This window comes from Flavonifractor porci (genome assembly GCF_037572415.1).
Taxonomy (GTDB): Bacteria; Bacillota; Clostridia; order Oscillospirales; family Oscillospiraceae; genus Flavonifractor; species Flavonifractor porci.
The window spans coordinates 13,962-38,719 of record NZ_JBBHLB010000015.1; the positions used below are offsets into that span (position 1 = coordinate 13,962).

The following is a 24,758-nucleotide window of genomic DNA, read 5'->3' on the forward strand; positions in this document are numbered from 1 at the left end:
CTCGATGGTATAATATTTCCATCTCTTTGACGTCCGCCCCACCCGGCGTCAAGTACCGCTCCGCACCATCTGATGAAACGAAAGGAAGGATCAATGTGAAACACACCTGGAAACGCCTGTTGTCGCTGTTCATGAGCCTCTCCCTGTTGGCCGGGCTCATGCCGGCGGCTCTGGCCGCCCTGCCCACCGCCTATCAGTATCTTCAGGACACCAATGGGGTGGACTCGGGCGCGGTATACGCCATTTACACCAATGAAGGTTCTTACAGCAATGACCGCATTCTTTACCACACCGGCAACGGCATGACTGACAAGGTCCAGGCTTCGGTCAGCAACGATCAGTTGACCCTGAACGGCAAGTTTGATGCCTCCCGCCAGCTGTGGACCATCACTGCTCTGGACAACGGCTACACCGTCCGCAGCGTGGACAGCGGCCGGTACCTGGATCTGACCAACGCCAGCGCCACCAACGTCAATACCTCTGCCGATCCGGTGGTCCTGACCATCAACTTTACTGAGGAGACCGGGCTGTACTCCTTCACCCAAAGCAGCGGACAGTCTCTTTCCTACAACGGAAGCGGCAACTTCTTCTCCAGCGAGACCGCCTATGGCTTCCGCCTCTACAAGCAGGCCGAGGTGGCGCCCGACATGGCTCCCGGCGCCGACTCCGGTACCAGCAACGGCCAGCCCTTTGTGAAGGAGGACACCGACAGCCAGTACTTCCGCATCCCCGCCCTCATTACCCTGGACAACGGCTGGATCGTGGCGGGCTCCGACATCCGCTGGCGCACCGTCGGCGACTCTCCCCAGAACCTGGACACCATCGTCAGCCTCTCCAAGGACGGCGGCCAGACCTGGGACTGGGAAGTGGTAAACTACTATGACGATATGGCCGACAATGCTACCGGCCAGACCAGCGCCTCCTTCATTGACCCCTCCATCCTCCAGGCCGAGGATGGCACCGTCCACATGGTGGTGGACGCCTGCCCGTCCTATGTGGGTCTTATGTACGGCAACAAAATGGGCTGGGAGAGTTCCGGCTTTGACGAGCAGGGCCGCCTGCTGGTGACTCACGGTACTGCCGGACGCGATACCTCCCGCACCGTGTCCGACTACACTTACTATGCGGACGTCAACAACGCCGGGGCCGGTGTGGAGCAGTCGGTCGACGGCGAGACCATCACCCTCTATCCCATCTGCAAGGCTGAGGACGACAGCCGGACCGGCGTCTGGGTAGATGCCTGGCTGAACATATATACGGAAGAGGACGGCGTCATCACCCCCGATCTGTGCCTCCAGCTGAGCAGCTCCGACGCGGTACAAAGCAACCTGTTCTACCGCAACTCCGAGTGGAAGGCCTACCCTGTGTTCTATATCATGCACCGCTCCGCCACTGTCACCGAGAGCGGCCTGGTATGGAGCGACCCCCAGTTCCTGGACATCAAACTGGCTGAGAACGAGGCCTTTACCGGCGTGTGCCCCGGCCGGGGCCTGTCCTTCCGGTATGAGGGCAAGGAGCGGCTGGTGTTCCCCCTGTATGACAACGCTACCGGCAAGGAGCTGGCCAGCGTCATCTACTCCGACGACGGCGGCAAGACCTGGATCCGGGGCCAGCACAACGGCAGCCTGAACGGCGTGGGCAAGACCAGCGAGTCCCAGGTGGTCCTGCTGCCTGACGGCACCCTGCGGATGTACTCCCGCAACACCATCGGCTCCATCAGCTACGCCGACTCCACCGATGGCGGCGTTACCTGGGGCACCTGCCAAAAGGACACCGCTCTGGCCTACACCTCCAACTGTATGGTATCCTTTATTAATCTGGACGGCATCCTGGTAGGTCCGGATAACACAGTCTATAAAAACCTGATCTTGGCTTCCTATCCCAAGGGTTCCTCTGGTAACCGCACCGACGGCGTGGTCCGCATCGGCTATGTGGACGAAAACAACACCGTGCAGTGGCTCAACGACGACACCACCCGCTTCAGCGGCGGCTATTCCTACTCCTGCCTGACCCAGCTGTCCCAGCTGGATACCTTCGGCCTGCTTTATGAGTATGCCCCTGATACCAACACCATCGGCTATGTGGCGCTGGACGTAAACGACCTGTTGGGCGAGAGCTGGTTCCTGCTCAGCGGCGTATCCGATCTGCCCTCCATCTCTCTGGATCAGACCGTGGTGGATCTGAAGGTGGGCGAGACCGCCACCCTCACCCCCACCTACACCCCCGCTGATGGGGAGGTGCGCTGGACCTCCAGCAACCCCGACGCGGTCACCGTGGACGGCGGCGTAGTCACCGCCAAAGCCCCCGGCTCCGCCACCATCACCGCCTCGGTCTCCTCCAGCGGCATCACCCGCACCGCCTCCGCCGACGTGGCGGTCCAGGGCGAGGACGGCATCATCCTGCCCGACCGGTACACCGACGCGGTGGAGAAGACCTATCATGAGGCCTCCACCACTTATGAACTGGATACCGACGGCATCGACTCCGGCAGCATTTACGCCATCTTCCACACCGGCAGCAGCCGAATCCTGTACCACGCCAGCGGCAGCACCACCAGCGATCATGTGACCGGTTCCGCCTCCGGCGGCCTGCTGAAGCTGGACAGCGGTTATGCCGTCACCCGTCAAACCTGGACCGTTACCGGCGACGCTGAAAATGGCTATGCCATCCAGAGCTGTGAGACCGATGGCCGCTACCTCAACCTGAACGCTGCCACCAACGTGGGCAGCAAGGTACCTGTCACTGATACGACCCAGGCGCTGACCGTTGCCCCGGTGGACGGCTCCGCCGGCTCCTATACCGTTAGCCGTGTGGTGGATGACCAGACTCTCTATCTGGCTCACGAGAATGGCAGCTCCCAGCACTATGTGAGCACTTCCGCCGTTCCCTTCCAGTTCTACCGCCAGGTCATCACTGAGGAGGGGTACACCTACACCACTTCCGTCACCGGTCTGGAGACCCTCATTGCCGACCTGTCCGGGCTGAAGGAAGCAGACTATACCAGCACCAGCTGGACTGCCCTCCAGAACGCCCTGACCGCCGCCCGGAAGGTAGCCAGCACCGGCAGCCAGAGCTTTGATACCGAGCTGGCCGCTCAGACCGCCCAGGCGGTCATTGATCAGGCCGCCAGGGACCTGTATGCTGCCAAGCTGGCGCTGGAAGCGGCAGACAGCGGCAGCGTGCCCACCACCACCTACGCCATCACGGTAAAGAGCGCCGACAACGGCTCTGTGACCGCCAGCCGCACCCGCGCCTCCAAGGGCCTCACCATCACCCTGACCGCGAAGGCCGATGAGGGCTATAAGCTGGATACCCTTACCGTCATCGACAAAAACGGCAAAGAGGTAAAGCTGACCGACAAGGGCAACGGCAAGTATACCTTCACCATGCCCGCCTCCGCTGTCACCGTAAAGGCCTCCTTCGTCAAGGACGACGCTCCCGTGGACACCGGCCTGCCCTTCACCGACGTAAAGACCGGCGACTGGTTCTTTGAGGCTGCCAAGTACGTCTACGATAACAAGCTGATGGACGGCACCACCACCACCACCTTCGCTCCCCTCATGACCACCAACCGGGCCATGGTGGTCACCATCCTGTGGCGGCTGGCCGGCTCCCCGGAGCCTGAGGCCGCTCCGGCCTTCTCCGATGTGGCCGCCGGCAGCTGGTATACCGACGCCGTGGCCTGGGCCAGTGAGAAGGGCATTGTCACCGGCTACAGCGACAGCGTCTTTGCTCCCGACGACACCATGACCCGTGAGCAGCTGGCCACGGTCCTGTACCGCTATGTACAGTACACCGGCGGCGGGTTCCAGGGCGCCTGGGCCTTCCCCCTGGACTATGCCGATGCCGATCAGGTGTCCGCCTGGGCCTATGAGGCCATGTGCTGGTGCACCATGAAGGGCATCATCAACGGCGTGGGCGGCAATACCCTCAATCCGCAGGGTTCCGCCACCCGGGCCGAGGTGGCGCAGATCCTGATGAATTTCTCCGCCGCCGATCTCACCTGATTCTTTTCTTTCCCTGAGGGGGCGCTCCATCCTGGAGCGCCCCCTCTTTTTCTTCCCCCCGATTGACAAACCGGGTATAATCTACAGTAACAAAACCTGGGAGGGACCATCATGGAACTCAATGCAGCCGCCCGAGCCACCTTTGACGCCATGCGGGAGGGCATCACCATCATCGACACCGAAGGGCGGCTGGTTTTCTGCAATCAGGCCTATCTGGAGTTTCTTCGCAAGGAATCGGGGGAACCTCTGGAGTCGGTGGAGGGCAGATACCTGCGGGATCTGCGCCCCGGCGCCCGGCTGCCCGACGTACTCCAGGCGGGCAAGCCCATCCTCCATATCACCCGTCAGGAGATCAAGGACTTCTACTTCGTCAACCTCTACCCCATCTACGAGGGGGACACTCTGGTGGGCGGACTCAGTATAGTTACCTTCCTGGAGGACGCGTACCAGACCAGAGACGAACTGGAGGCGGTGGAGGCCCGGAGCCGGCAGGTACTGCACAGCATCAGCAAAGCCAACGGCGCCCGGTACACCTTTGACGATATCGTGGCGGTCACTCCGGCGGTGGCCCAGGTCAAGGACCTGGCCCAGCGCATCGCCGTCACCGATGCCACCGTACTTCTGGAGAGCGAGAGCGGCACCGGCAAGGAGCTGTACGCCCAGGCCATCCACAACGCCAGCCCCCGCCGGGACGGGGTCTTTGTGGCCATCAACTGCTCCAACTTTAACGCCAATATGCTGGAATCCGAGCTCTTCGGCTACGCCGAGGGGGCCTTTACCGGCGCCAAGCGGGGCGGCAAGATGGGCCTCTTCGAGGCGGCCTCCGGCGGCACCCTCTTTCTGGACGAGATCTCTGAGATGGACATAGGCCTCCAGGCCAAGCTGCTGCGGGCCCTTCAGGAGCACACCATCCGCCCGGTGGGCGGCATCAAAGAGGTACAGGTGGATGTGCGGGTGGTAGCCGCCTGCAACGCCGATCTGCCCGCCTATGTGGCCACCGGCAAGTTCCGCAAGGATCTGTACTACCGGCTGAGCACCTTTCCTCTCCACATCCCGCCTCTGCGGGAGCGTCCGGGTGACATCCCCACCCTGGCCCAGGCCATTCTGGAGGATTTCTCCCACAAGCTGCGCCGCCCCTTCCGGCTCACCGAGGACGCGGTGGCCTGCCTCCAGGCCCACAGCTGGCCGGGCAACGTGCGGGAGCTGCGCAACGTGCTGGAGTTCTCCGCCTACCTCACCCCCTCCGGGGTGATCACCAGCGAATCCTTCCCCATGGACCTGCGCCGGGGAGCCGCCACCCAGTCCACCCTCACCCTGGCACAGCGCACCAGAGCCTTTGAAAAGCAGGTCATCCTGGACCTGCTGGAGCACAACGGTCCCTCCCTGGAGGGCAAGAAAAAGACCGCCCGGGAACTGGGCATCTCCCTGGCCACCCTGTACAACAAACTCTCCTCCCCGGACGACTGACTCCGCCGGCCATGATTCTAAAATTCAAGAATTTTATTCCAGTATTTTAGAATGCCTTGCGCCATCTGGTTTTTTCTCCCCTCTTGCCCCAATTCCTTTCGTAAATTCTACTTTTTTAGAATCCTTACAAAAGCGCAGCCCCGTGCCGGGGGGAGAAAAATCTTACGGCCAGCGGCTTTTCCGGCTTTAATCCCCTCCGGCGTCATTTTGGCATCTCGCTTGCTCTTATTCTGGGTGTGTACACAGACATCTGCTGCCCACCGGCGTTTTCAAGTTGGTTGTGTGACATGAGGGATACACGCCCGTGGTCAGGCAGCGGACCAAACCCACAACATACGATTTTCGGGAGGTAGACTATGAGAGCAGCGTTAATGTTTATCCTGATCGGCGTCATCTGTCTCATCGGCATTCTGGCAGGCAGAAAGGTAAAGAGCGCCGCCCAGTGGGCAAACGGCGGCAAGAACCTGAACTGGGTCACCGTCGGCATCCTGCTGGTCACATTCCAGATCGGCGGCACCTCCACCATCGGCGCGGCCCAGAACGGCTATACCCTGGGCGTTGGCGGCGCCTGGTACAGCATCGCCGGTACCGTGGCCATGATCCTGTCCATGTTCTTCATCACGCACCTGCGCAAGTATATCACAGAGGACACCATCTCCAACTTCATGAAAAACCGCTATTCCTCCGGCATCAGCAACCTGTACTCCTATGCCTATCTGATCATGGGCTTCATCTACATCCCCATTCAGCTCTTTACCGTGACCACCGTGTTCCGTACCATCATCCCCTCTCTGGACCTGACCTGGGCCTGCGTCATCGGCCTGGCGCTGGCCATTTCCTACACCGTGGTATCCGGCGTCAGCGGCGCCAACTACGTCAGCAAGGTGGGCTGCATCCTGATGTACGCCGCCATGGCCATCGGCCTGGTGCTGGTGATGAATCAGACCGGCGGCTTCGCCACCCTGACCAACACCCTGGACGCCAGCTATTTTGATCTGTTCACCATGCCCGCCAAGACCTGGTTCAGCTGGTTTTTGACCTGCTTTGTGGCCTTCCTCACCATGCAGGCCGCTATCCAGCCCTCCCTCATCGCCAAGGACGACGCCGCCGCCAAGAAGGGCATTTTCTTCGGTGCCATCCTCAACCTGCCCTGCGGCTTCATCTGCGCTCTGCTGGGCATGGTGTGCATCGCCATGAACCTGGACGTGGGCGGCAGCAGCTCCCTGGCCTTTGCCACCGTCATTAACACCTACTGCCCCGGCTGGCTCACCGCCCTCATCTTCGCGTCCATCGCCCTCATCGTCATCTGCACCCTGGCCGGTCAGCTGCTGGCCATCTGCACCATCATCCGTCAGCTGCTGCTGCCTGTGTATGAGAAGAAGCAGGTCTCCGAGCGCACTCAGCTGACCTACACCCGCCTCATCGCCTTTGTCTACGGCTTTATCACCATCATCCCCACCTTTATGATTCAGCAGTCCTTCCTCAACGAGCTGGTCACCGTGCTCATCGCCTGCGTCACCGGCCCCATGTTCTTCGCTCTGGTCGCCGGTATGTTCTGGAAGCGCATGAACGCCAAGGCCGCCGGCTGGAGCATCGTCTCCGGTATCCTGGTGGGCATCATCTGGGTCATCACCGGTATGAGCGCCTCCTGGCACCCGGTCTATATCATTCTGCCCGTCTCCTCTCTGGTGGGCTTTGTGGTATGCAAGCTGACCGCCGGCCCTTCCATCGAGAAGAACTGATCCGTCCCGCTCTATCACGAAACCGCTGAGTTGTAAAGAAAGGATTGTCACCTATGAAATATGTACTCGATCATACCGGCAAGCCCTACGCCAAGCTGTTTGAAGATATTTCCGCCATTCCCCGGGGCAGCTTCAAGGAAGAGAAGATCGCCGACTTTGTGTGTAACTTCGCCAAGGACCTGGGCCTGGAGTATACCCGGGACAGCGCCAACAATGTGGTGGTGCGCAAGCCCGCCACCCCCGGATACGAGGACCACGAGGTGGTCATGCTCCAGGGCCACATGGACATGATCTGGAACAAGCGCCCGGGCAGCACCTTTGACTTTGAAAACGAAGGTCTCAAGCTGAAGGTCACCGACGACGGCTTCCTGATGGCGGAGGAGACCACCTGCGGCTCCGACGACGGCGTGGCCGTGGCCTATATGCTGGCCATTCTCCAGGACAAGACCCTGGAGCACCCGGAGCTGGAATGCGTCTTTACCACCGCGGAGGAGCCCGGCCTGTACGGTGTGCAGAAGTTCGACTGCTCCCAGCTGAAGGCCCGTAAGTATGTCAGCATGGACGGCAACCTGGAGGGCACCAGCCTGCTCATCGCCGCCGGCGCCGCCAACGCCCGCTTCACCAAGCGCTTCCAGCGGGAGGCGCTGGAGGGAGCCACGGAGCTGTCCATCCGGGTCCACGGCCTGACCGGCGCTCACGTTCAGTTCCAGGAGCGGCAGCTGGCCAACGCCATCAAGACGGCGGTCCGCATTGTCTACTACATCCGCAAAGAGGTGCCCTGCCGCCTGGTGAGCCTGGACGGCGGCAGCGTGACCACCATTCCGGTGGACTGCACCGCCCGCATTGCCCTGGCTCCCGAGCATATGGCCAAGGCGGAAGAGATCGCCCGCCGGGTGCTGGATGAGGTCAGGTTCGAGCACAAGGAAAGCGACCCCAACATGACCCTCACCCTGAGCCAGCAGGCCCACAGCGCCCCCGCCATGCCGGAGGAGGTCACGGACAAGGTAATCACCCTGCTCCATCTGCTCCCCGCCGGTCTGGTGGACACCAGCCTGGTGTTCCCCGGCCTGCCCATCTCCTCCTTCAGCCTGGAGACCATCGAAACCAGCGACGACTCCATCACCTGGTTCTACCGGCCCACCAGCGCCATCACCTCCAAGATGCTGGATATGGACGAGCAGAGCCGGCTGCTGGCCCAGCTCTTCGATGTGGAATATGAGGTGGAAAACTACTTCTACGGCCACAATGTGGAGGCCAACACCCCCTTCTACAACGTGTTCGATGAGGTGTGGTTTGAGCAGAACGGCGAACACATCCGCCCCATCGGCGCCCACTACGGCAACGAGATCGGCTTCTTCCTGCGCAATATGCCCTGGCTGGATATGATCCTGCTGGTGGCCACCCATTATCAGGCCCATACCCCCGACGAGAAGCTGGATCTGGCCTCGTTTGACCGCTGCTATCGCTGCCTGGTGGAGATTCTGCGGCGGGTCTGATCCCACCGTCTGTCCCCCATTTTGACGCGATTTTGCAGCAGGTAAGGAGCAATTACTATGAAAAGCATCCGCATTGGCAGCGGCGCCGGCTATGCCGGCGACCGGCTGGAGCCCTCTCTGGAGCTGATCGAGAAGGGCAATCTGGACTACATCAGCTATGAATGCCTGGCCGAGCGCACCATCGCCATCGGCCAGCAGGCCAAGCTGAAGGACCCCTCCAAGGGCTACAACAGCCTGTTGGAGCACCGCATGGAGAAGGCCCTTCCCCTGTGCTGGAAGCACAAGGTCAAGCTCATCACCAACATGGGCGCGGCCAACCCCCAGGCCGCCGCTCAGAAGTGCGTGGAGATCGCCCGCAAGCACGGTCTCACCGGCATGAAGATCGCCTGCGTCACCGGCGACGACCTGCTGCCCGTGATCGACAAGTACATGGACGCCGAGGTGTGGGAGAATCACAAGCCCCTGAAGGAGCTGCCCGGCGAGATCGTCTCCGCCAACGCCTACATGGGGGTGGAGGGCATCCTGAAGGCCCTGGACATGGGGGCCGATGTGGTGATCACCGGCCGTGTGGCCGACCCCGCCATCTTCATGGCCCCCATGATCCACGAGTTCGGCTGGTCCCTGGACGACTGGGACAGGCTGGGCAAGGGCACCATCATGGGCCACCTGCTGGAGTGCGGCGGCCAGGTCACCGGCGGCTACTTTGCCGAGCCCGGCAAGAAGGACGTGCCCGGCCTGGGCCACCTGGGCTTCCCCATCATCGAGGCCTGTGAGGACGGCTCCTTCTTCGTTACCAAGGTGCCTGAGGCCGGCGGCATGGTCACCGTGGAGACCTGCTCCGAGCAGATCTGCTACGAGATCCACGACCCGGAGAACTACCTGACCCCCGACGTGGTGGCAGACTGCAAGCTCATCACGTTCACCGAGATCGGCAAGGACATGGTGCGGGTGGAGGGCGTCACCGGCAAGCCCCGCACCGACACCTTCAAGTGCTCCATCGGCTACAAGGACTGCTTCATCGGCGACGGTGAGATCAGCTACGGCGGCCCCGGCTGCGCGGCCCGGGGCAAGCTGGCTCTGGAGATCCTGAAGGAGCGGCTGGAGCTGGTGGCTCCCAACGTGTTTGAGGAGCTGAAATTCGACCTCATCGGCTGCAACAGCCTGTACTGGAATCCCGATCACCAGTACAACCAGGAGCCCAGCGAGGTGCGGGTCCGGGTGGCCGGCCGTGCCAAGACAAAGGCGGAAGCCGACCTCATCGGCAACGAGGTGGAGGCTTTGTACACCAACGGTCCCGCCGGCGGCTGCGGCGCCGTGAAGCACACCCGGGACATCGTGTCTGTGGCTTCCATTCTGGTGAGCCGCCACGACGTCAAGCCCCAGGCCCAGCTGTTCGAGGTCTGAGTCCAACAGAAAGGAAGCACTGCGCCATGAAACTCTGGGATATCGCACATTCCCGTACCGGCGACAAGGGCAACATCTCCAATATCTCCCTCATCGCCTACGACCCCAAGGACTACGACCTGCTCAAGGAGAAAGTCACCGCCGAGAAGGTGAAGGAGCACTTCAAGGGCATGGTCCAGGGCGAGGTGGTCCGCTATGAGCTGCCCAACATCCACGCCCTCAACTTCGTGCTGTACGCCGCCCTGGGCGGCGGCGTCACCCGCTCTCTGTCCATTGATATGCACGGCAAGGGCCTGTCCTCCTATCTGCTGGATATGGAGATCTGACCCCTCCCCGTTTTCCCCCCTCCCCATCACAAAACATGAGCTGGGCGCGGCAAAATTGCCGCGCCCAGCTCATGTTTGTTTCGGTTACTCCGCCAGCAGATCCCGCTGGTCCGGGTGGCTCTCAAACCACTTGACCGCATAGGAGCAGGTGGCCACCGCCTTCATGTCCCGGCCGCGGATCTGGTCCACGGCCCCCTGCACCAGCTGGCCCGCCACCCCCTGGCCCCGAAGGGAGCCATCCACAAAGGTGTGGTCAATGTTGGCCACGCCGGGCCGGTCCTCCGGGAAGGTGATCTCGGCGATCAGCTTGCCCTCCTCATTTTCGGCCCACAGCCGGCCGGGCTTGCTCTGAAATTCCATGGGGCTTCCTCCTTTTATTTTGATAGTGGCGAGGGCGGGTGCGAATCGAACACACCAGGACGGGAACGCCGTCCTCAACGGTTTTGAAGACCGCGGGGCTCACCAGATACCCTTCCGCCCCCATATGGCGGGGAGTTACACAAATCTCCGACCCTCCCCGATTTTTCGGGTGATTCTCACCCGGTCCCAGTATTCCAGCAGCAGCAAAGCATACTTCCGGGAGATCCCCAGTTCATCCCTGGCCTGAGCCAGGGTGAACATTCCTGTGCCGAACCGGGCTTTCATCCTGTTTTGCGCCTCCAGGCATTTCTCCCCCCAGGCCCGCACCTTGGGGGACAGCGGGGTGAGCACACCCCGGTCGGCCAGGGTCCGGCCCACCCGGCGGCAGGCCGCCTCCCGGCCGGGGAAGGACCGCTCCACCTCCTCGTTGGCGGGGGGCTCCAGTCCAGCCGCCCGGTAAATCTGGCATAGTTTTTTCTCCAGCGCCGGGTCGCTTTCTGGTGCTGGGGGCGGCGGCGCTTCTCTGACCGGTTCCGCCGGGCGGGGCAATTCCTTCCCCGCCGCCAGGGCGGCCAGCCGGGTCAGCCGGGCATGGTCCAGCCGCCCCTTGGCGGGCGGCTCCAGGTCCAGAACCACCCCGCCCCCCACGGTGACCACCGGGGAGAAGAAGCGCACCACGAACCGGTCCCCCCGCAGAGCGGCCAGAGGCTGGTCCAGCCGCAGCTGGGCAAAGCCCTCCTCCCCCGGCTCCAGTCTGTCCCGGCCCAGCAGGATGCACCGGCACAGGATGGCTCGTCCGCCGTGGTGGAGATGAAGGGTGGAATTATTTTTAATGGAGTAGGGGGCCTGAGGCAGTACCTTCAGGGCCACATCCAGCCGCTGGGTGAGGGTAAGCCTGTCCGCCGGTGCCAGGGTGTCCCCACGGGATACCTCCCCCCGGTCCACTCCCGCCAGATTGACCGCCGCCCGGCTGCCGGGGGTCAGCTCCTCCTGGTCGGTACCGTGGCTCTGGAGACCCCGCACCCGGGCAATTTTATCCCCCGGCCAGAGGCGCACCCTGTCCCCCCGACGGAGGAAGCCGCCGGTGAGAGTGCCGGTGACCACGGTGCCGCTGCCCGCCACCGAAAAGACCCGGTCTACATGGAGGCGATAGTCTCCTCCGCACTCCAGAGGGGGCGTCTCTTCCACCAACTTTGCCAAAGCTTTCTTCAATTTCTCAAGCCCCTCCCCCGTCACCGCCGAGGTAGGGATGATGGATGCGCTCTCCAGGAAGGTGCCTTTCACCAGGGCGCGTACCTGCTCCTCCACCCCCGGTTTGATGCCCAGATCAGCCCGGGTGAGGGCGATGACTCCCCCCTGTAGGCCCAGCAGGGACAGGATGGCCAGATGCTCCCGGGTCTGGGGCATGGGTCCCTGGTCGGCGGCGATGGCCAGCACCACCAGATCCATACCGGCGCAGCCGGAGAGCATGGTGGGCACAAACTTTTCATGGCCGGGCACATCCACGATGCTCACCATCTGCCCCCCCGGCAGGGTCAGGGGGGCGAAGCCCAGCTCGATGGTGAGGCCCCGGCGGCGCTCCTCCGCCAGCCGGTCGGTGTCCACTCCAGTGAGGGCCTTCACCAGGGCGGTCTTGCCGTGGTCCACATGGCCCGCGGTACCCAGGATCATGGCCGTTCTCCTTTCCACGCCCCCAAGGCATCCCGGATGATGTTTTCCTCCTCCGACAGCAGGGTACGCACGTCCAGCAGCAGTTTCCCTTTATGGATACGGCCCAAAATGGGGGTAGACCACCCCCGGAGGAAAGCCTCCAGCTCCTCCGCCGGCTCCAGCGCCACCGCCCAGGAGGGCAGCTCCTCCCCGGGCATGGTGCCGCCCCCCGCCTCTCCGGCGGTCTCCACCGCCTCACAGGGGCAGAAGGGGAAGATCAGGGCGGCCAGTCCCTCCGCCCTTCGCCGCAGGTCCTGGGGCTTGGCCTCCAGCATGGCCCGGGCAGGGACAGGCACCCCGTCCCGCCAGTCCAGCAGGGTTGCCTCCAGGGCCGCCAGGGACAGCTTGTCCAGCCGCAGGGCACGGGCCAGGGGATCGGTTTTCAGCCGCCGGATGGTCTCTCCCCTGCCCACCAGGATACCGGCCTGGGGCCCGCCCAGCAGCTTGTCCCCGGAGAAGCATACCACGTCGACAACCGCTGTCCACTTCGCCACAGTGGGGTAGTCCTGAGGCCAGGGGCCGGGGCCCAACGCCCCGCTGCCCAGGTCGCACAGCAGGGGGACCTGATATCGGGTGGCCAGGGCGGCCAGTTCCTCCACCTCCACGCTCTGGGTGAAGCCCACCACTCTGAAGTTGCTTGGGTGGACCTTCAGCAGGGCCTGGGCCTCCCCGCTCTTCAAAACGGCTTCATAGTCGGACAGCCGGGTCTTGTTGGTAGCCCCCACCTCCACCAGCCGGGCGCCGCTGCGGGCCATCACGTCGGGTACCCGGAAGGAACCGCCGATCTCCACCAGCTCTCCCCGGGAGATGGCCACTCCCATGCCGGGGGTGAGGGCGGACAGCATGAGCAGCACCGCCGCCGCGTTATTGTTCACCGCAAAGGCCCCCTCCGCCCCGGTGAGCTCCTTTAGCAGCTCCTCCACCCGGCCGGTGCGGCTGCCCCGCTTGCCTGCGTCCAGGTCGTACTCCAGGTTGGAGTAACCCTCCGCCGCCTGGGCCACCGCCTCCGCCGCCCGGCGGCTGAGGGGCGCACGGCCCAGATTGGTGTGGAGGGCAACGCCGGTGGCGTTGACCACCCGGCGCAGGCCGGGCCGGGCCAGTTCCTCGGCCGCCTGACGGGCCTGCTGGGCCAGGATGTGCAGCTCGGGCACCTGAGTCCCTCCCGCCCGTAGGGTATGGCGCAGCTGGTCCAGCACCCGGTTTGCCCCCGCCTTCTGGGCGGAGCGGGGCAGGCCGCTGCCCGCCAGGGCCGGGCTGGCCAGCAATGCGTCCATCCGGGGCAGTACTGACAGGTCTGATTGGCCCACAACGTCACCTCCTTATCACGACAGTTGCTTGCAGTATACCACAGTTTTCCTCGTTCAGGCACATAAACTTTTTGGTTTTCAGAAACAGGGGCAAAAATATGTATAAGACAAGGGAACATTCTAATTGACAGGTTACTTACCCTGCGGTTATCATGCTGTTAGTGAAATTGGAAGAGGAAAGATGATTGGAAGGAGTGTTATCCAATGCGCGTATTTGAAACCAGCGTACAGGAGCTTAAGCACGAGGTGCTGCGTTCCGTGGCCCGGCTGGCCTGGAATGACGATCTTCAGACCGGCATTCTGGACATCCCCGAGGAACTGATTCCCGGCCCTGAGGCCAAGATGCGCTGTTGTATTTATAAGGAACGGGCCATCATTTCCCAGCGTGTGAAGGTGGCCATGGGCGGCGACAAGACCAACCCCAACCTGGTGGAGGTACTGGACATCGCCTGCGACGAGTGCCCCGTCACCGAGATCTCCGTGGGTCCCTCCTGCCGGGGCTGTATCGCCACCCGCTGTATCCACACCTGTCCCAAGGACGCCATCACCATTGTGGATCACAAGGCCCAGATCGACCACAAGAAGTGCATCACCTGCGGCAAGTGTATTACCGCCTGCCCCTACGGCGCCATTGAAAAGAAGACCCGTCCCTGTGAGCGGGGCTGTAAGGCTGGCGCCATCTCCATGGGCGAGGACAAGAAGGCCTTTATCGATCCCGCCAAGTGTACCTCCTGCGGCGCCTGCATCTACCAGTGCCCCTTCGGCGCCATTATGGACAAGTCTTTCATCGTGGACGCCATCCAGATGCTCCAGGGTGCAGAAAAGTGGGGCTTCAACGTCTATGCCGCCGTGGCTCCCTCTATCGCCGGTCAGTTTGCCCCCGCCGATCTGGGCCAGGTGGTCACCGGTCTGAAGATGCTGGGTTTCCACGACGTGATCGAGGTTGCCCTGGGCGCCGACATGACCGCCAAGACCGAGGCCGGTGAGCTGGAGGAGAAGGGAATGCTGGCCTCCTCCTGCTGCCCCGCCTTTGTGGACTATGTGGAAAAGAACTTCCCCGACCAGGCTCACCTGATCTCCGAGACTCCCTCTCCCATGATTATGGCCGCCCGGCACATCAAGCGGAAGGACCCCTCCGCCAAGGTCATCTTCATCGGGCCCTGTGTGGCCAAGAAGATGGAGGTCAAGCTGGGCAAGACCATGCGGGCGGTGGACAGCGCCCTCACCTTCGAGGAACTGTACGCCATGTTTGAGTCCCGGAACATCGACGTATCCAAGCTGGACGACACCGAGCTGGACCAGGCCAGTGGTTTTGGCCGTTCCTTCGCCCACAGCGGCGGCGTGTCCGCCGCCGTGGTCCAGGCTCTGAAGGAGCGGGGCAGCTCCTTCCAAGCCAAAGCCATGCCCTGCAGCGGCTTTGAGGCCTGCAAGCTGGCCTTCCTGAAGGTCGCCAAGGGCATCGGCGACTTTAACTTCATTGAGGGCATGGCCTGCGAAGGCGGCTGTGTCCAGGGCCCTGCTCAGCTCATCCGCTCCCCCAGAAACCAGGGCGACGTGGACCGCCACGCCAAGCAGGCCGAGGGCCGCACCATTGAGGGTGCCATCTCCGACGCGGAGAAGAACGACTCTGCTGACGAGTAATATTCAAACACGCTCCGGCGGACCGGACCTGCGGGTCGGTCCGCCGGAGTTTTTTGCTGTTTCCAAATGAAACCATGGCCTCGACTGCATAGGCAAAAGAAACCTGCGGATACTAAAAGGCGTAACCAAAACCGCAGGAGGAGAAGCGACATGAAAGCGACTGGTATCGTGCGCCGGATCGACGATCTGGGGCGCATCGTGATCCCCAAGGAGATCCGCCGCACCATGCGGATCCGGGAGGGCGACCCCCTGGAGATCTACACCGACAAGGACGGCGGCGTCATCTTCAAAAAATATTCTCTTATGAACGGATTGGGGGATTTTGCCGGCCATCTGTGCGAGACTCTGAACAAGACCACCGGCGAGATCGCCGTCATTACCGACCGGGACAGCTGCATCGCCGTGGCCGGCAGCGGACGGCGGGATCTGGCGGACAAGCAGATCTCCCCCGCCCTGGAGCAGATCATGGAGGGCCGCCAGATCTACCAGCACAAGGATGGCGGCTCTCCCGTCCCCGTGTGCGAGGGCAGCGACACCTATCTGGTGTCCTGCGCCGCCCCCATCCTCTCGGAAGGGGATGTGCTGGGCTGCGTGCTCTTCGCCGGTACGGATGGGACCTTGCAGAACAGCGAGACTCAGTACAAGCTGGTCCAGACCATTGCCGGCTTCCTGGGCCGCCACATGGAGCCCTGATCCTTGTAACAGACCGCCTCCTTTGCTATACTGTGGGCAAAGGAGGCGGTCTTTATGCGTCTGTTTTGGGGCGTGGAACTGCCAACCGTCTGGCACGAGGCGCTGGACCGGGGAGCCGCCGCGCTGAAGCAGGCCGGAGTGCAGGCCAATTTTACCCGGCGGGACAACTATCATCTCACGCTGGTCTTTCTGGGGAATACCGACCGGGCGGAGGCGGCTGCCGCCGCCCTGGACCAGGTGGACGCTCTCCCCTTTTCCCTCCGCTCCGCCTCTCCGGGCTGTTTTTCCAAAAAGGGCGGGGACATCTGGTGGCTGGGGGTGGAGCCTCTCCCCGGCCTGATGGCCGCCCAGCGGCAGCTGGAGAACGCCCTGCGCCAGGCCGGGTTTAACCCGGAGGCACGCCCCTACCGCCCTCACATCACCCTGGCCCGGAAGGTGCGCTCCCCCGCCGGGCTGGAGCCTCTCACCGTCCCGGGACGGTTCCCCCCTCTGGAAACGAAGGTAAACCGGCTCACCCTCTTCTCCTCGGAGCGGGTGGACGGCGTGCTGCGCTATCTGCCTCTGTACCGGACGGCACTTTGATATGTAGCGGGCGGAAACCGCCCGCGCTCAGGCACAAAACCGGTGGTTGCCGATCTGGAGGATGAGAGGCCGGCTCCAGATCCAGCTGCTGGTGGCGGTGGCGGGGTTGAAATAATAGATGGCCCCGCCGCTGGGGTCCACACCGTTGAGGGCGTCCTGGGCCGCCCGTACCGCCGACTGGGCCACCGGCTCGTTAAACTGGCCGTCCACCATGCAGGTGAAGGCCCCCGGCTGGTACACCACCCCGGCGATGGTGTTGGGGAAAGAGGGGTGCTCCACCCGGTTGAGGATCACCGCTCCCACCGCCACTTGACCGCTGTAGGGCTCGCCCCGGGCCTCCGCCGAGATCACCCGGGCCAGCAGATCCACACTGGCGTCCTGGGTGGGTGCGCCCCCGCCCGACATTCCCAGGGCCTTCAGGGTGGCGGGGCCCACGATGCCGTCGGCGGTCAGGCCATTTTTCCGCTGAAAATACTTCACCGCCTGGGTGGTCTGGCTGCCGAAGACCCCGTCCACCGCACCGTCATAGTAACCCCAGTTCTTCAGTTTGGTCTGGATCACCCGCACCTGCTCCCCGCTGGAGCCCTGCCGGTAGGTGGCCGCCTGGGCCTGCTGGGCAAAGGCAATGAGGGAAATGTTGACCGCGAACACCAGAGCCAGCGCCGCGATGCGCCTGCGTCTGTTCATACCTACCCCTCCAATCTCACTGGAGGTAGTGTACGGCGGCGGCGGGCCGGTTATGTGTGCCAATCCCTTCCTGCCTGCATAGCGCCAGTTGTTTTTGGCAATACTGGTACAAAACAGGAAAGGATGTGGGCAGGTGGTACAAGGCGTATCCCGGCAGGTCATTGTGGTAAAATCCCCCGACCCCCGATTTTTTGAACAGGCCATTTTTATTGTGAAGGAGGACGCCTTCGGCAAGGGGGCCTCCGCCGAGGCGGTGCTCCACGAGGCCCGCCTTGCGGCCGACGGCTACCTCAAACGTTCCTCCGGCTGGCGGCGGGCGTGCCGGAAGATCCCCGCCCCGGTGTATGCCGCCGGCGGCGCCCTGGGAGCCACGGTATGCTGGCTGCTGGCCCTTCTGCTGTAAACACGGCAGGCGCAAAAACGCGCCTGCCTGTTTGCTTTAAAACAGAAAAACGGTTTGGCTTACTGCGGCAGCGCCCCTTTGGGATGCTGCCGCCCGCTTTACAAAAAGTTCACAAAGCAAGCACGAAATCCTCTTGCTTTTTCTATAAGACTGGAGTATTATAGGTTCGTCAATAATACTCCAGTCTTATCACTTATGCAGAAGGAGGATGATTTTATGGAAGTCAAGCTGTTTGATTCCGAGCTAAAAGTCATGGACGTTCTCTGGCGGGAAGGAGATCAGCCCGCCAAGTATGTTGCGAAAACATTGACAGATGAACTGGGCTGGAATGTCAATACCACTTACACATTGATCAAGCGCTGCATCAAAAAAGGCGCCATTGAACGAACAGAGCCCAATTTTATGTGCCGCGCATTGATCCCAAAGAAAGATGTACAGGAGGCAGAAACAAACGAGCTGATCAACAAGATCTATGATGGTTCGGCTGATAAGCTGTTTGCCGCTCTGTTGAGCCGGAAAAAGCTATCTGCCGAGCAGATCGACAAATTGAAACAGATCGTAGGCGATTTGGAATGAGGTGATGAGTATGAGCCTGCTGCACATGAGTTTCGCCGGTGCGCTCATGATCGTAGTCATCACGGTCATTCGCGCATTCCTCCTTTATCGTGTGCCGAAAAAGACCTTCATGGTACTTTGGGGAATTACACTGGCACGGCTGCTCCTTCCATTTTCCATCCCTTCCACGTTCAGTGTATATACATTTTTTGAAAAAAAGCCGGTTGTAAGCAGCCCAGGGAACGGAGCGGTCCTTACGTTAGGCACGGCCCTTCAGGAAGGCCAGGTGGCCGCCGCTCCCCATCATATGTCAAACCCTGATATCACCGTTTCTGTATGGGCCGTCATCTGGGCAATCGGAGCGCTGATCTGCGCGGTCATTTTCTTTATGACTTACCGGAAATGCTGCCGGGAGTTTCAAACCTCTCTGCCGGTGGACAACGATTTTACCCGAAATTGGTTAAGCTGTCATCCATGCAAGCGTCCCATTCAAATTCGTCAGTCCCAGTTGGTGCTGGCGCCCCTCACCTTTGGTGTCCTCCGACCGGTGATCCTGATGCCCAAGGGGACAGACTGGAGCGACAAAAGGACGCTGCAATATGTGTTGGCCCATGAATTTGTACACATCCGAAGATTTGATGCCATAACAAAACTGATTCTGACCGCAGCCCTTTGTGTCCATTGGTTTAACCCGTTTGTGTGGGTCATGTATATCCTGTCCAACCGGGACATGGAACTATCCTGTGACGAAGCTGTGGTGCGCCTCTTTGGGGAAGATACGAAGTCCTCTTATGCGCGTACGCTCATCGCCATGGAAGAAACAAAAGGCGGAATGGTCCCTCTTTGTAATCATTTCAGCAAAAATGCGCTGGAAGAAAGGATGACAGCCATTATGAAAATCAAAAAAAGTACCGTCTTGTCCATTTCCCTGGCAGTACTGATTGTTGCCGGAACTACAACTGCCTTTGCCACTTCCCCAAAGGCCGAGGATCGCAAAGCAAATTTCACAACGCTTATGGCCGGAATTGAAAAAACATATACCAAAGACGGAAAGACCTACCATGTTCTTGGAGATGGCAGCATGATGGAAGAATCCGAATATCTGAAAAAGTATCCTGTGCCGGAAGTAGAATGGTGGACATATGAGGAATACAAAGAGTGGCTTGAAAACGAGAAAAAAGAACTCCAAAGTATGCTCGGAGAAACCGGACGCGTAAATGGTGAGAAATTTACCTGGACGCAGGAAAAGATTGATGAAACCATCGCCATGAATGAGAAAATATTACAGGAAATCAAGGATGGTGTGAAGCATTCCAAAACAGTGGATGGCCAAGAGGACGTTCTGATCGCTATGAATCCAGGCCCAATTGACACAACCGCTGAGGTCTCAATGGATATTAATTCGACGGAATCGGATGAGTTAACACAGAAAAAAATGTTGGATTTATATGGAAATTATGGCATCTCATTTGATAAAAGCGGAAATATGTTGTTTCAAGGCGATTTGGTCAGATTGTTTTGGGATGGTGTAGACGTTGGCGACGGTGCATCATCTGTCCTCTGCCAATATTACAACGAAAAGGGCACGGTAGATGTCCACACCGTCCGTTCTGTAATCGATAATGGTGACGGCAGCGTCGATCCTTTTGGTAAACTTATCAAAATTGTAAAGGATAGCCAGGAGGTGTTTGATCGGCGGGATGTGGACGACTATCTGTTCGACGGGCCATCCACCACCACGGCTTCAGGCTTTTCCAACCCCAATGATGGAACAAGTTTCGCAGAACTGATGAAAAAATACGCAGAATTTGGAATTCGGTATGAGAGCGGCGATGGAACAGGAAATATCTATTATAACAATCAACTGGTGAAAACATTTGTAGATGAAAACAAACAGGGCGATGTGTTCACCTTATCTTCCGAAGACGGCGGAGAAATTGTGGTCTATACGATATATGATAAAAACGGGACCTTAACAGGCGTCAAAATCAAATAAATGATATCCGGTATCCCGTTTGAAGGAAGTAGCAAAACACTGTCTTTCCACATTTATGGTGTAAAAGGCCGCCTATCTATGGTACAATCAACCTGTTACATCATGACTGAAGTTTTAGGAAGGGATACAGGAGCGATGACCAAAATACTGTTTGTGTGCCACGGCAATATCTGCCGCAGCCCCATGGCTGAGTTTGTGATGAAGGATCTGGTCAGGAAGGCAGGGCTGGAGGATCAGTTCACCATCGCCTCCGCCGCCACCAGCGCCGAGGAGATCGGAAATCCGGTCTATCCCCCCGCCCGGCGCAAGCTGGCCGAACATGGCATCGGCTGCTCCGGCCACGCCGCCCACCAGCTAAATGCGGCGGACTACGGCCAGTGGGACCTGTTCCTGGGCATGGACAGCGCCAACCTGCGGAATATGCGCCGGCTCTTTGGCGGCGACCCGGATGGCAAGGTCAAGGCCCTGCTGTCCTATGTGGGGGAGGACCGGGACATCTCCGACCCCTGGTACTCCGGCGACTTTGAGGCCACCTGGCAGGATGTGTACGCCGGCTGCTCCGCCCTGCTGGCCGCCCTGACTCAGGAGCAGCTGCCCCGTCTGGTGGTAGTGCTGGGCACCACCGCCTGCGGCAAGAGCGGCCTGGGGGTGGAGCTGGCCAAGCGCTTTGGCGGCGAGATCGTGTCCGCCGACTCCCGGCAGGTGTACACCGGCCTGGACCTGGGCACCGGCAAGGTGACCGAGGAGGAGATGGACGGCGTGCCTCACCATATGCTGGACGTGGTGGCCCCCAACCAGCCCTACTCGGTGGCCGACTTCCAGGCGGGGGCCTATGCCGCCATCGACGATATCATCGCCCGGGGGAAGGTGCCCTTCCTGGTGGGAGGCTCCGGGCTGTACGTCCGGGCGGTGACCGAGGGCTTTGCCTTCACCGACGCCACCCCCGACCCCGCCCTGCGGGCCGAGCTGGAAAGCAAGACCGCCGCGGAACTGTACGCCATCCTGCAGGAAAAGACGGGAGTTACCCTGGCCAACGGGGAGGAGAACAACCACCAGCGGCTGGTACGCTCGGTGGAGAAGGCCCTGGCCGACGGCTGGGAGGCCCCTCAGGCCCATCCCCGCTACCGCTGCCTGCTGCTGGGGGTCAACTTCCCCCGGGAAACAGTATGTCAGCGCATCGACGACCGGCTCCAGGCCCGCATTGACGCGGGTATGATCGAGGAAGTGGCCGGTCTGCGGAAAGCCGGGGCCACCGACGCGTTCCTGGAGGGTCTGGGGCTGGAGTACCGCTATATCCTTCGCTACCTGAAGGGGGAGATCCCCTCTCTGGACGCTCTGAAGGACGAGCTGGGCCGGGCCATCAAGCGCTTTGCCAAACGGCAGGTCCAGTGGTTTAACCGGGATAAGGACGTGCTGTGGCTGGACATGGAGGGGGATTTCCTCACCCAGGCCACCCAGGCTGTGGAACAGTTTTTGAAGGGCCAGTAAAAAGAACCTGTCATAACGCAAATACAGCGCACAGTATTTCTATCTAAATAGACATATAGGGCCGCTAACGCCCCCATTTCGTTCTTTTCTTTGAAAAATATGTAAAAGCACTTTTGCACTGACACCACATGGAATGTCAGTGCGAAAGTGCTTTTGTACGCTCTTATGCGGATTCTGGGGGCAGCTGAGGTTCGCGCTACGTTTTTCCAATCGCCTCTATTTTATGCACTTCCCCTTTATGTGTTACAATACTCTGATTGCGCTCACAGTTTACCGTGTCTCCTATATTTACCTGCTCATAGTCACTTTCACTGCACGATAAAGTAAATTGTTCGCCGGTTGCTTCTTGAATCACAATATAATGGTCATCCCTGGACTCAGACTTATCTATAATTGTGACTTCTCCTGCCATTGGATAGTAACTTTTTTGCACATAGTAAACCCGATATGCAGCATAGCTTCCACCGACCACGGCCACAACTACAACCAATAGTGCGGCTACCAAAAGAATCTTTTTATGGCTTTTCACTGCAATTTCTCCTTTATTAAACTGGGACCTGGACCTTATCTCACTGATATATTGTTATGTACAAATATTATACCATATTTTACTCATAGCTGTAGAAGATGTTTATTATGAAAAAGTGATAGCCGTTTTACTGTCTTCCGCTCTTGATGTCTCCATTTTTCTCAGGCTGCTTTTCTCCCCCTGCCGCTGCAATCAATGCTCTCTGGTGTTGAGGTAAACCCCACGGCTGCCCCAGCAGAATTCCTTCCGAAACTTCGGACTTCCATAAAGCAACAGCCGCTGCGGAAGCTTCCGCAGCGGCTGTTTACATTTGGATCTTATCCCTCGGGCAGGGGCACCCGGCGGTGTTCCACCGGTCCCCAGGCGGGCAGGGGCAGGCCCTGCATAGCGCCGAACACCCGGCTCTTCAAACCGGGGTACTGCTGGTCCAGGGTATGGATCAGCTCCTTGACCTCCTGCCGCTTGGTGTAGCCGTCGGCGGGGCAGGGATTGAACACCACCGGCAGGTGGTTGCGCTCGGCGGCGTTGCGGATAAGGCCCTCCCCGCAGTAGAGCATGGGCCGGATCTGGCTGATGCCCATCCGGTCCAGCCAGGTCACCGGCTGGAAGCAGGACAGCCGTCCCTCGTAGAACAGGGACAGGAAGAAGGTCTCCACCGCGTCGTCAAAGTGGTGGCCCAGCGCGATCTTGCTGATGCCCCGCTCCTTGATGGCGTTGTGGAGGGCGCCCCGGCGCATTTTTGCGCACATGGAGCAGGGATTCTTCTCCTTCCGCAGGTCGAAGATGATGTGGTGGATCTCGGAGGGCAGGAGGGTAAAGGGCACGTTAATCTGCTCACAGTAGGCAGCCACCGGAGCGAAGTCCATCCCCTCGCCCCCGTCCACATGGCCCATGTCCAGGGTATAGGCCTCCACGGTGAAGGGTTTGGGATAGAACTCCCGCAGCCGGGCCAAAGCGGTGAGCAGCACCAGAGAATCCTTGCCGCCGGACACCCCCACGGCGATGCGGTCTCCGGCCTGGATCATGTCGTAATCCTCCACACAGCGGCGGACATAGCTCAAAATCTTGTTCATAGGCACCTCAAAAAATCGAAAATTGAAATGGAGCATTCAAGAGAAAGCAAGAGATATCACGCGATTTCAAGAGCATACACTTTTTCTATTTAAAAAAATCGGAAAACGTGTTGACACTCTGCAGTCAAGGTATTATAATACAAAACGCTCCAATCGTAAAGATTGGGGCCTGTATTCTGTTTAGACATATTTTTTAAGATATCATCAAAATTGGAGGTTTCACCATGTCCACTTTTATGGCCAACAAGGGGAACATCGTCCGCAAGTGGTATATCCTCGATGCGGCTGGTAAGCCCCTGGGCAAGACTGCCGCCACCGCGGCCAACCTGCTGCGCGGCAAGCACAAGCCCGAGTATACTCCTCACGCTGACTGCGGTGACTTCGTCGTGGTCGTCAACGCCGAGAAGGCCGTTCTGACCGGCAAGAAGCTGGAGCAGAAGTATTACCGCACCCACTCCGGTTGGGTGGGCGGCCTGAAGGAGACCCCCTACCGCCTGCTGATGCAGCAGAAGCCCGAGCTGGCCATGCGTGTGGCCATCCGCGGCATGATGCCCCGCAACATCATCACCAAGGATTCTCTGTCCCGCCTGCACATCTACCGCGGCGCTGAGCATCCCCACAACGCCCAGAAGCCCGAAGCCTGGGCGGCCAACTGAGCAGGAGGTACAAAGGAATGTATAAGAGCAAGAAGCCTTATCTGTATGGCACCGGCCGCCGGAAGTCCTCCGTGGCCCGCGTGCATCTGTTCCCCAACGGCACTGGTGCTATCACCATCAACGGCCGTGATATCGACGACTACTTCGGCCTGGAGACCCTGAAGCTGATCGTGCGTCAGCCTCTGGCCACCACCGACACCCTGGGCAAGGTGGACATCGAGACCACCGTTACCGGCGGCGGCGTGACCGGCCAGGCCGGCGCCATCCGCCACGGCATCGCCCGTGCCCTGCTGCAGGTCAACCCCGAGTACCGCGCTGCCCTGAAGGCTGCCGGCTTCCTGACCCGCGATCCTCGTATGAAGGAGCGTAAGAAGTACGGCCTCAAGGCTGCCCGTCGCGCTCCGCAGTTCAGCAAGCGCTAAACTTTATCAAAAGTGGTCAAAAACCCCGGAACTACGCGGTTTCCGGGGTTTTTCCTTTTCAAATGGTTTGACGCAATTTGACAGAACGAAGCCTCTTTTAACCCGTTTTCTATGGGTTAAATGGTGGACAACCACCCCAAAAAGAGGGCTTATGGGTTAAAAAATAGGACAACCGAGACGCGATTTTGGGATGCCAAGGGGATGTTTATTTATA

The 24,758-nt window shown here is 60.2% G+C and carries 21 protein-coding genes, 1 tRNA gene and 1 pseudogene; 16 read left to right on the forward strand and 7 right to left on the reverse strand.

Going from position 1 to position 24,758, the window contains the following annotated elements; all coding sequences use genetic code 11:
- Nucleotides 1-95 precede the first annotated feature (95 nt).
- From WHJ28_RS12460 to WHJ28_RS12485, 6 genes are all read left to right on the forward strand, one after another.
- Nucleotides 96-4,007: an S-layer homology domain-containing protein gene (locus WHJ28_RS12460; RefSeq protein ID WP_340042421.1), complete on the forward strand. Its 3,912-nt coding sequence runs from the start codon at nucleotides 96-98 to the stop codon at nucleotides 4,005-4,007.
- Between the two features lie 111 nt (nucleotides 4,008-4,118).
- A complete protein-coding gene (locus tag WHJ28_RS12465) occupies nucleotides 4,119-5,474 on the forward strand; it encodes a sigma-54 interaction domain-containing protein (protein WP_340042422.1) in 1,356 nt (451 codons plus the stop codon).
- A 356-nt stretch (nucleotides 5,475-5,830) separates the two neighbouring features.
- On the forward strand, nucleotides 5,831-7,216 hold the full coding sequence (locus WHJ28_RS12470) for a sodium:solute symporter family protein (protein WP_340042423.1): 1,386 nt from the start codon (nucleotides 5,831-5,833) through the stop codon (nucleotides 7,214-7,216).
- 53 nt (nucleotides 7,217-7,269) lie between these two features.
- Complete coding sequence (locus WHJ28_RS12475) at nucleotides 7,270-8,712, forward strand: M20/M25/M40 family metallo-hydrolase (RefSeq protein ID WP_340042424.1); 1,443 nt, start codon at nucleotides 7,270-7,272, stop codon at nucleotides 8,710-8,712.
- Nucleotides 8,713-8,769: 57 nt separating this feature from the next.
- Entirely contained in the window at nucleotides 8,770-10,116 is a 1,347-nt protein-coding gene (locus WHJ28_RS12480; protein ID WP_340042425.1) for an acyclic terpene utilization AtuA family protein, read from the forward strand.
- Nucleotides 10,117-10,142: 26 nt separating this feature from the next.
- On the forward strand, nucleotides 10,143-10,442 hold the full coding sequence (locus WHJ28_RS12485; RefSeq protein WP_340042426.1) for an AtuA-related protein: 300 nt from the start codon (nucleotides 10,143-10,145) through the stop codon (nucleotides 10,440-10,442).
- A gap of 84 nt (nucleotides 10,443-10,526) precedes the next feature.
- Here WHJ28_RS12485 and WHJ28_RS12490 read toward each other — a convergent pair whose 3' ends face one another.
- From WHJ28_RS12490 to selA, 4 genes are all read right to left on the reverse strand, one after another.
- On the reverse strand, nucleotides 10,527-10,802 hold the full coding sequence (locus tag WHJ28_RS12490; protein ID WP_087268876.1) for a GNAT family N-acetyltransferase: 276 nt from the start codon (nucleotides 10,800-10,802) through the stop codon (nucleotides 10,527-10,529).
- Between the two features lie 26 nt (nucleotides 10,803-10,828).
- A tRNA-Sec gene (locus WHJ28_RS12495) sits at nucleotides 10,829-10,924 on the reverse strand.
- A gap of 13 nt (nucleotides 10,925-10,937) precedes the next feature.
- Nucleotides 10,938-12,473 (reverse strand): selenocysteine-specific translation elongation factor, encoded by a 1,536-nt coding sequence (gene selB, locus WHJ28_RS12500; protein ID WP_340042427.1) that lies wholly within the window; start codon nucleotides 12,471-12,473, stop codon nucleotides 10,938-10,940.
- Nucleotides 12,470-13,819, reverse strand: coding sequence for an L-seryl-tRNA(Sec) selenium transferase (selA, locus tag WHJ28_RS12505; protein ID WP_340042428.1), 1,350 nt, complete (start codon nucleotides 13,817-13,819; stop codon nucleotides 12,470-12,472). The genes selB and selA overlap by 4 nt, the downstream gene beginning before the upstream one ends.
- A gap of 204 nt (nucleotides 13,820-14,023) precedes the next feature.
- On the opposite strand from selA, the gene WHJ28_RS12510 reads away from it, so the two are divergent.
- The 3 genes from WHJ28_RS12510 (at nucleotide 14,024) to thpR (ending at nucleotide 16,735) form a co-directional block, all read left to right on the forward strand.
- Complete coding sequence (locus WHJ28_RS12510; RefSeq protein WP_340042429.1) at nucleotides 14,024-15,460, forward strand: 4Fe-4S dicluster domain-containing protein; 1,437 nt, start codon at nucleotides 14,024-14,026, stop codon at nucleotides 15,458-15,460.
- A 150-nt stretch (nucleotides 15,461-15,610) separates the two neighbouring features.
- Nucleotides 15,611-16,153, forward strand: a complete 543-nt coding sequence (locus tag WHJ28_RS12515; RefSeq protein ID WP_340042430.1) for a stage V sporulation T C-terminal domain-containing protein — start codon at nucleotides 15,611-15,613, stop codon at nucleotides 16,151-16,153.
- A gap of 54 nt (nucleotides 16,154-16,207) precedes the next feature.
- Nucleotides 16,208-16,735: an RNA 2',3'-cyclic phosphodiesterase gene (gene thpR, locus WHJ28_RS12520; RefSeq protein WP_340042431.1), complete on the forward strand. Its 528-nt coding sequence runs from the start codon at nucleotides 16,208-16,210 to the stop codon at nucleotides 16,733-16,735.
- Between the two features lie 27 nt (nucleotides 16,736-16,762).
- Here thpR and sleB read toward each other — a convergent pair whose 3' ends face one another.
- On the reverse strand, nucleotides 16,763-17,422 hold the full coding sequence (gene sleB, locus WHJ28_RS12525) for a spore cortex-lytic enzyme (protein ID WP_340042432.1): 660 nt from the start codon (nucleotides 17,420-17,422) through the stop codon (nucleotides 16,763-16,765).
- 133 nt (nucleotides 17,423-17,555) lie between these two features.
- Here sleB and WHJ28_RS12530 point away from each other — a divergent pair, with 133 nt between their 5' ends.
- The 5 genes and pseudogenes from WHJ28_RS12530 to miaA all read left to right on the forward strand — a co-directional run bounded on the left by WHJ28_RS12530 (nucleotide 17,556) and on the right by miaA (nucleotide 21,864).
- Nucleotides 17,556-17,825, forward strand: a complete 270-nt coding sequence (locus WHJ28_RS12530; RefSeq protein WP_340042433.1) for a translation initiation factor 2 — start codon at nucleotides 17,556-17,558, stop codon at nucleotides 17,823-17,825.
- A gap of 216 nt (nucleotides 17,826-18,041) precedes the next feature.
- On the forward strand, nucleotides 18,042-18,401 hold the full coding sequence (locus tag WHJ28_RS12535) for a BlaI/MecI/CopY family transcriptional regulator (protein WP_340042434.1): 360 nt from the start codon (nucleotides 18,042-18,044) through the stop codon (nucleotides 18,399-18,401).
- Between the two features lie 10 nt (nucleotides 18,402-18,411).
- Nucleotides 18,412-20,376: a M56 family metallopeptidase gene (locus WHJ28_RS12540; RefSeq protein WP_340042435.1), complete on the forward strand. Its 1,965-nt coding sequence runs from the start codon at nucleotides 18,412-18,414 to the stop codon at nucleotides 20,374-20,376.
- 135 nt (nucleotides 20,377-20,511) lie between these two features.
- Nucleotides 20,512-20,955: pseudogene (locus tag WHJ28_RS12545) on the forward strand (low molecular weight protein-tyrosine-phosphatase); the annotation flags it as partial.
- Complete coding sequence (gene miaA / locus WHJ28_RS12550; RefSeq protein WP_490374920.1) at nucleotides 20,944-21,864, forward strand: tRNA (adenosine(37)-N6)-dimethylallyltransferase MiaA; 921 nt, start codon at nucleotides 20,944-20,946, stop codon at nucleotides 21,862-21,864. The pseudogene WHJ28_RS12545 and the gene miaA, both read left to right, overlap by 12 nt.
- A gap of 196 nt (nucleotides 21,865-22,060) precedes the next feature.
- Here the strand turns inward: miaA and WHJ28_RS12555 are convergent, their stop codons facing one another.
- Both WHJ28_RS12555 and WHJ28_RS12560 read right to left on the reverse strand, forming a co-directional pair.
- Complete coding sequence (locus tag WHJ28_RS12555; protein ID WP_340042436.1) at nucleotides 22,061-22,393, reverse strand: hypothetical protein; 333 nt, start codon at nucleotides 22,391-22,393, stop codon at nucleotides 22,061-22,063.
- Nucleotides 22,394-22,710: 317 nt separating this feature from the next.
- Nucleotides 22,711-23,466, reverse strand: a complete 756-nt coding sequence (locus WHJ28_RS12560; RefSeq protein WP_204705903.1) for a tRNA lysidine(34) synthetase — start codon at nucleotides 23,464-23,466, stop codon at nucleotides 22,711-22,713.
- Nucleotides 23,467-23,690: 224 nt separating this feature from the next.
- Here WHJ28_RS12560 and rplM point away from each other — a divergent pair, with 224 nt between their 5' ends.
- Both rplM and rpsI read left to right on the forward strand, forming a co-directional pair.
- Nucleotides 23,691-24,122: a 50S ribosomal protein L13 gene (rplM, locus tag WHJ28_RS12565; protein WP_087188632.1), complete on the forward strand. Its 432-nt coding sequence runs from the start codon at nucleotides 23,691-23,693 to the stop codon at nucleotides 24,120-24,122.
- Nucleotides 24,123-24,139: 17 nt separating this feature from the next.
- Nucleotides 24,140-24,544, forward strand: coding sequence for a 30S ribosomal protein S9 (gene rpsI / locus WHJ28_RS12570; protein ID WP_087188633.1), 405 nt, complete (start codon nucleotides 24,140-24,142; stop codon nucleotides 24,542-24,544).
- Nucleotides 24,545-24,758: the final 214 nt, after the last annotated feature.

Excerpts from the sequence above, each read along its gene's own strand:
- selB (WP_340042427.1), bottom strand. The coding sequence starts at position 12,473 with ATGATCCTGGGTACCGCGGGCCATGTGGACCACGGCAAGACCGCCCTG.
- WHJ28_RS12540 (WP_340042435.1), top strand. The coding sequence starts at position 18,412 with ATGAGCCTGCTGCACATGAGTTTCGCCGGTGCGCTCATGATCGTAGTC.
- WHJ28_RS12480 (WP_340042425.1), top strand. The coding sequence starts at position 8,770 with ATGAAAAGCATCCGCATTGGCAGCGGCGCCGGCTATGCCGGCGACCGG.
- WHJ28_RS12535 (WP_340042434.1), top strand. The coding sequence starts at position 18,042 with ATGGAAGTCAAGCTGTTTGATTCCGAGCTAAAAGTCATGGACGTTCTC.
- WHJ28_RS12515 (WP_340042430.1), top strand. The coding sequence starts at position 15,611 with ATGAAAGCGACTGGTATCGTGCGCCGGATCGACGATCTGGGGCGCATC.
- thpR (WP_340042431.1), top strand. The coding sequence starts at position 16,208 with ATGCGTCTGTTTTGGGGCGTGGAACTGCCAACCGTCTGGCACGAGGCG.
- WHJ28_RS12510 (WP_340042429.1), top strand. The coding sequence starts at position 14,024 with ATGCGCGTATTTGAAACCAGCGTACAGGAGCTTAAGCACGAGGTGCTG.
- rplM (WP_087188632.1), top strand. The coding sequence starts at position 23,691 with ATGTCCACTTTTATGGCCAACAAGGGGAACATCGTCCGCAAGTGGTAT.
- WHJ28_RS12490 (WP_087268876.1), bottom strand. The coding sequence starts at position 10,802 with ATGGAATTTCAGAGCAAGCCCGGCCGGCTGTGGGCCGAAAATGAGGAG.
- WHJ28_RS12475 (WP_340042424.1), top strand. The coding sequence starts at position 7,270 with ATGAAATATGTACTCGATCATACCGGCAAGCCCTACGCCAAGCTGTTT.
- WHJ28_RS12470 (WP_340042423.1), top strand. The coding sequence starts at position 5,831 with ATGAGAGCAGCGTTAATGTTTATCCTGATCGGCGTCATCTGTCTCATC.
- WHJ28_RS12465 (WP_340042422.1), top strand. The coding sequence starts at position 4,119 with ATGGAACTCAATGCAGCCGCCCGAGCCACCTTTGACGCCATGCGGGAG.
- WHJ28_RS12485 (WP_340042426.1), top strand. The coding sequence starts at position 10,143 with ATGAAACTCTGGGATATCGCACATTCCCGTACCGGCGACAAGGGCAAC.
- sleB (WP_340042432.1), bottom strand. The coding sequence starts at position 17,422 with ATGAACAGACGCAGGCGCATCGCGGCGCTGGCTCTGGTGTTCGCGGTC.
- WHJ28_RS12560 (WP_204705903.1), bottom strand. The coding sequence starts at position 23,466 with ATGAACAAGATTTTGAGCTATGTCCGCCGCTGTGTGGAGGATTACGAC.
- rpsI (WP_087188633.1), top strand. The coding sequence starts at position 24,140 with ATGTATAAGAGCAAGAAGCCTTATCTGTATGGCACCGGCCGCCGGAAG.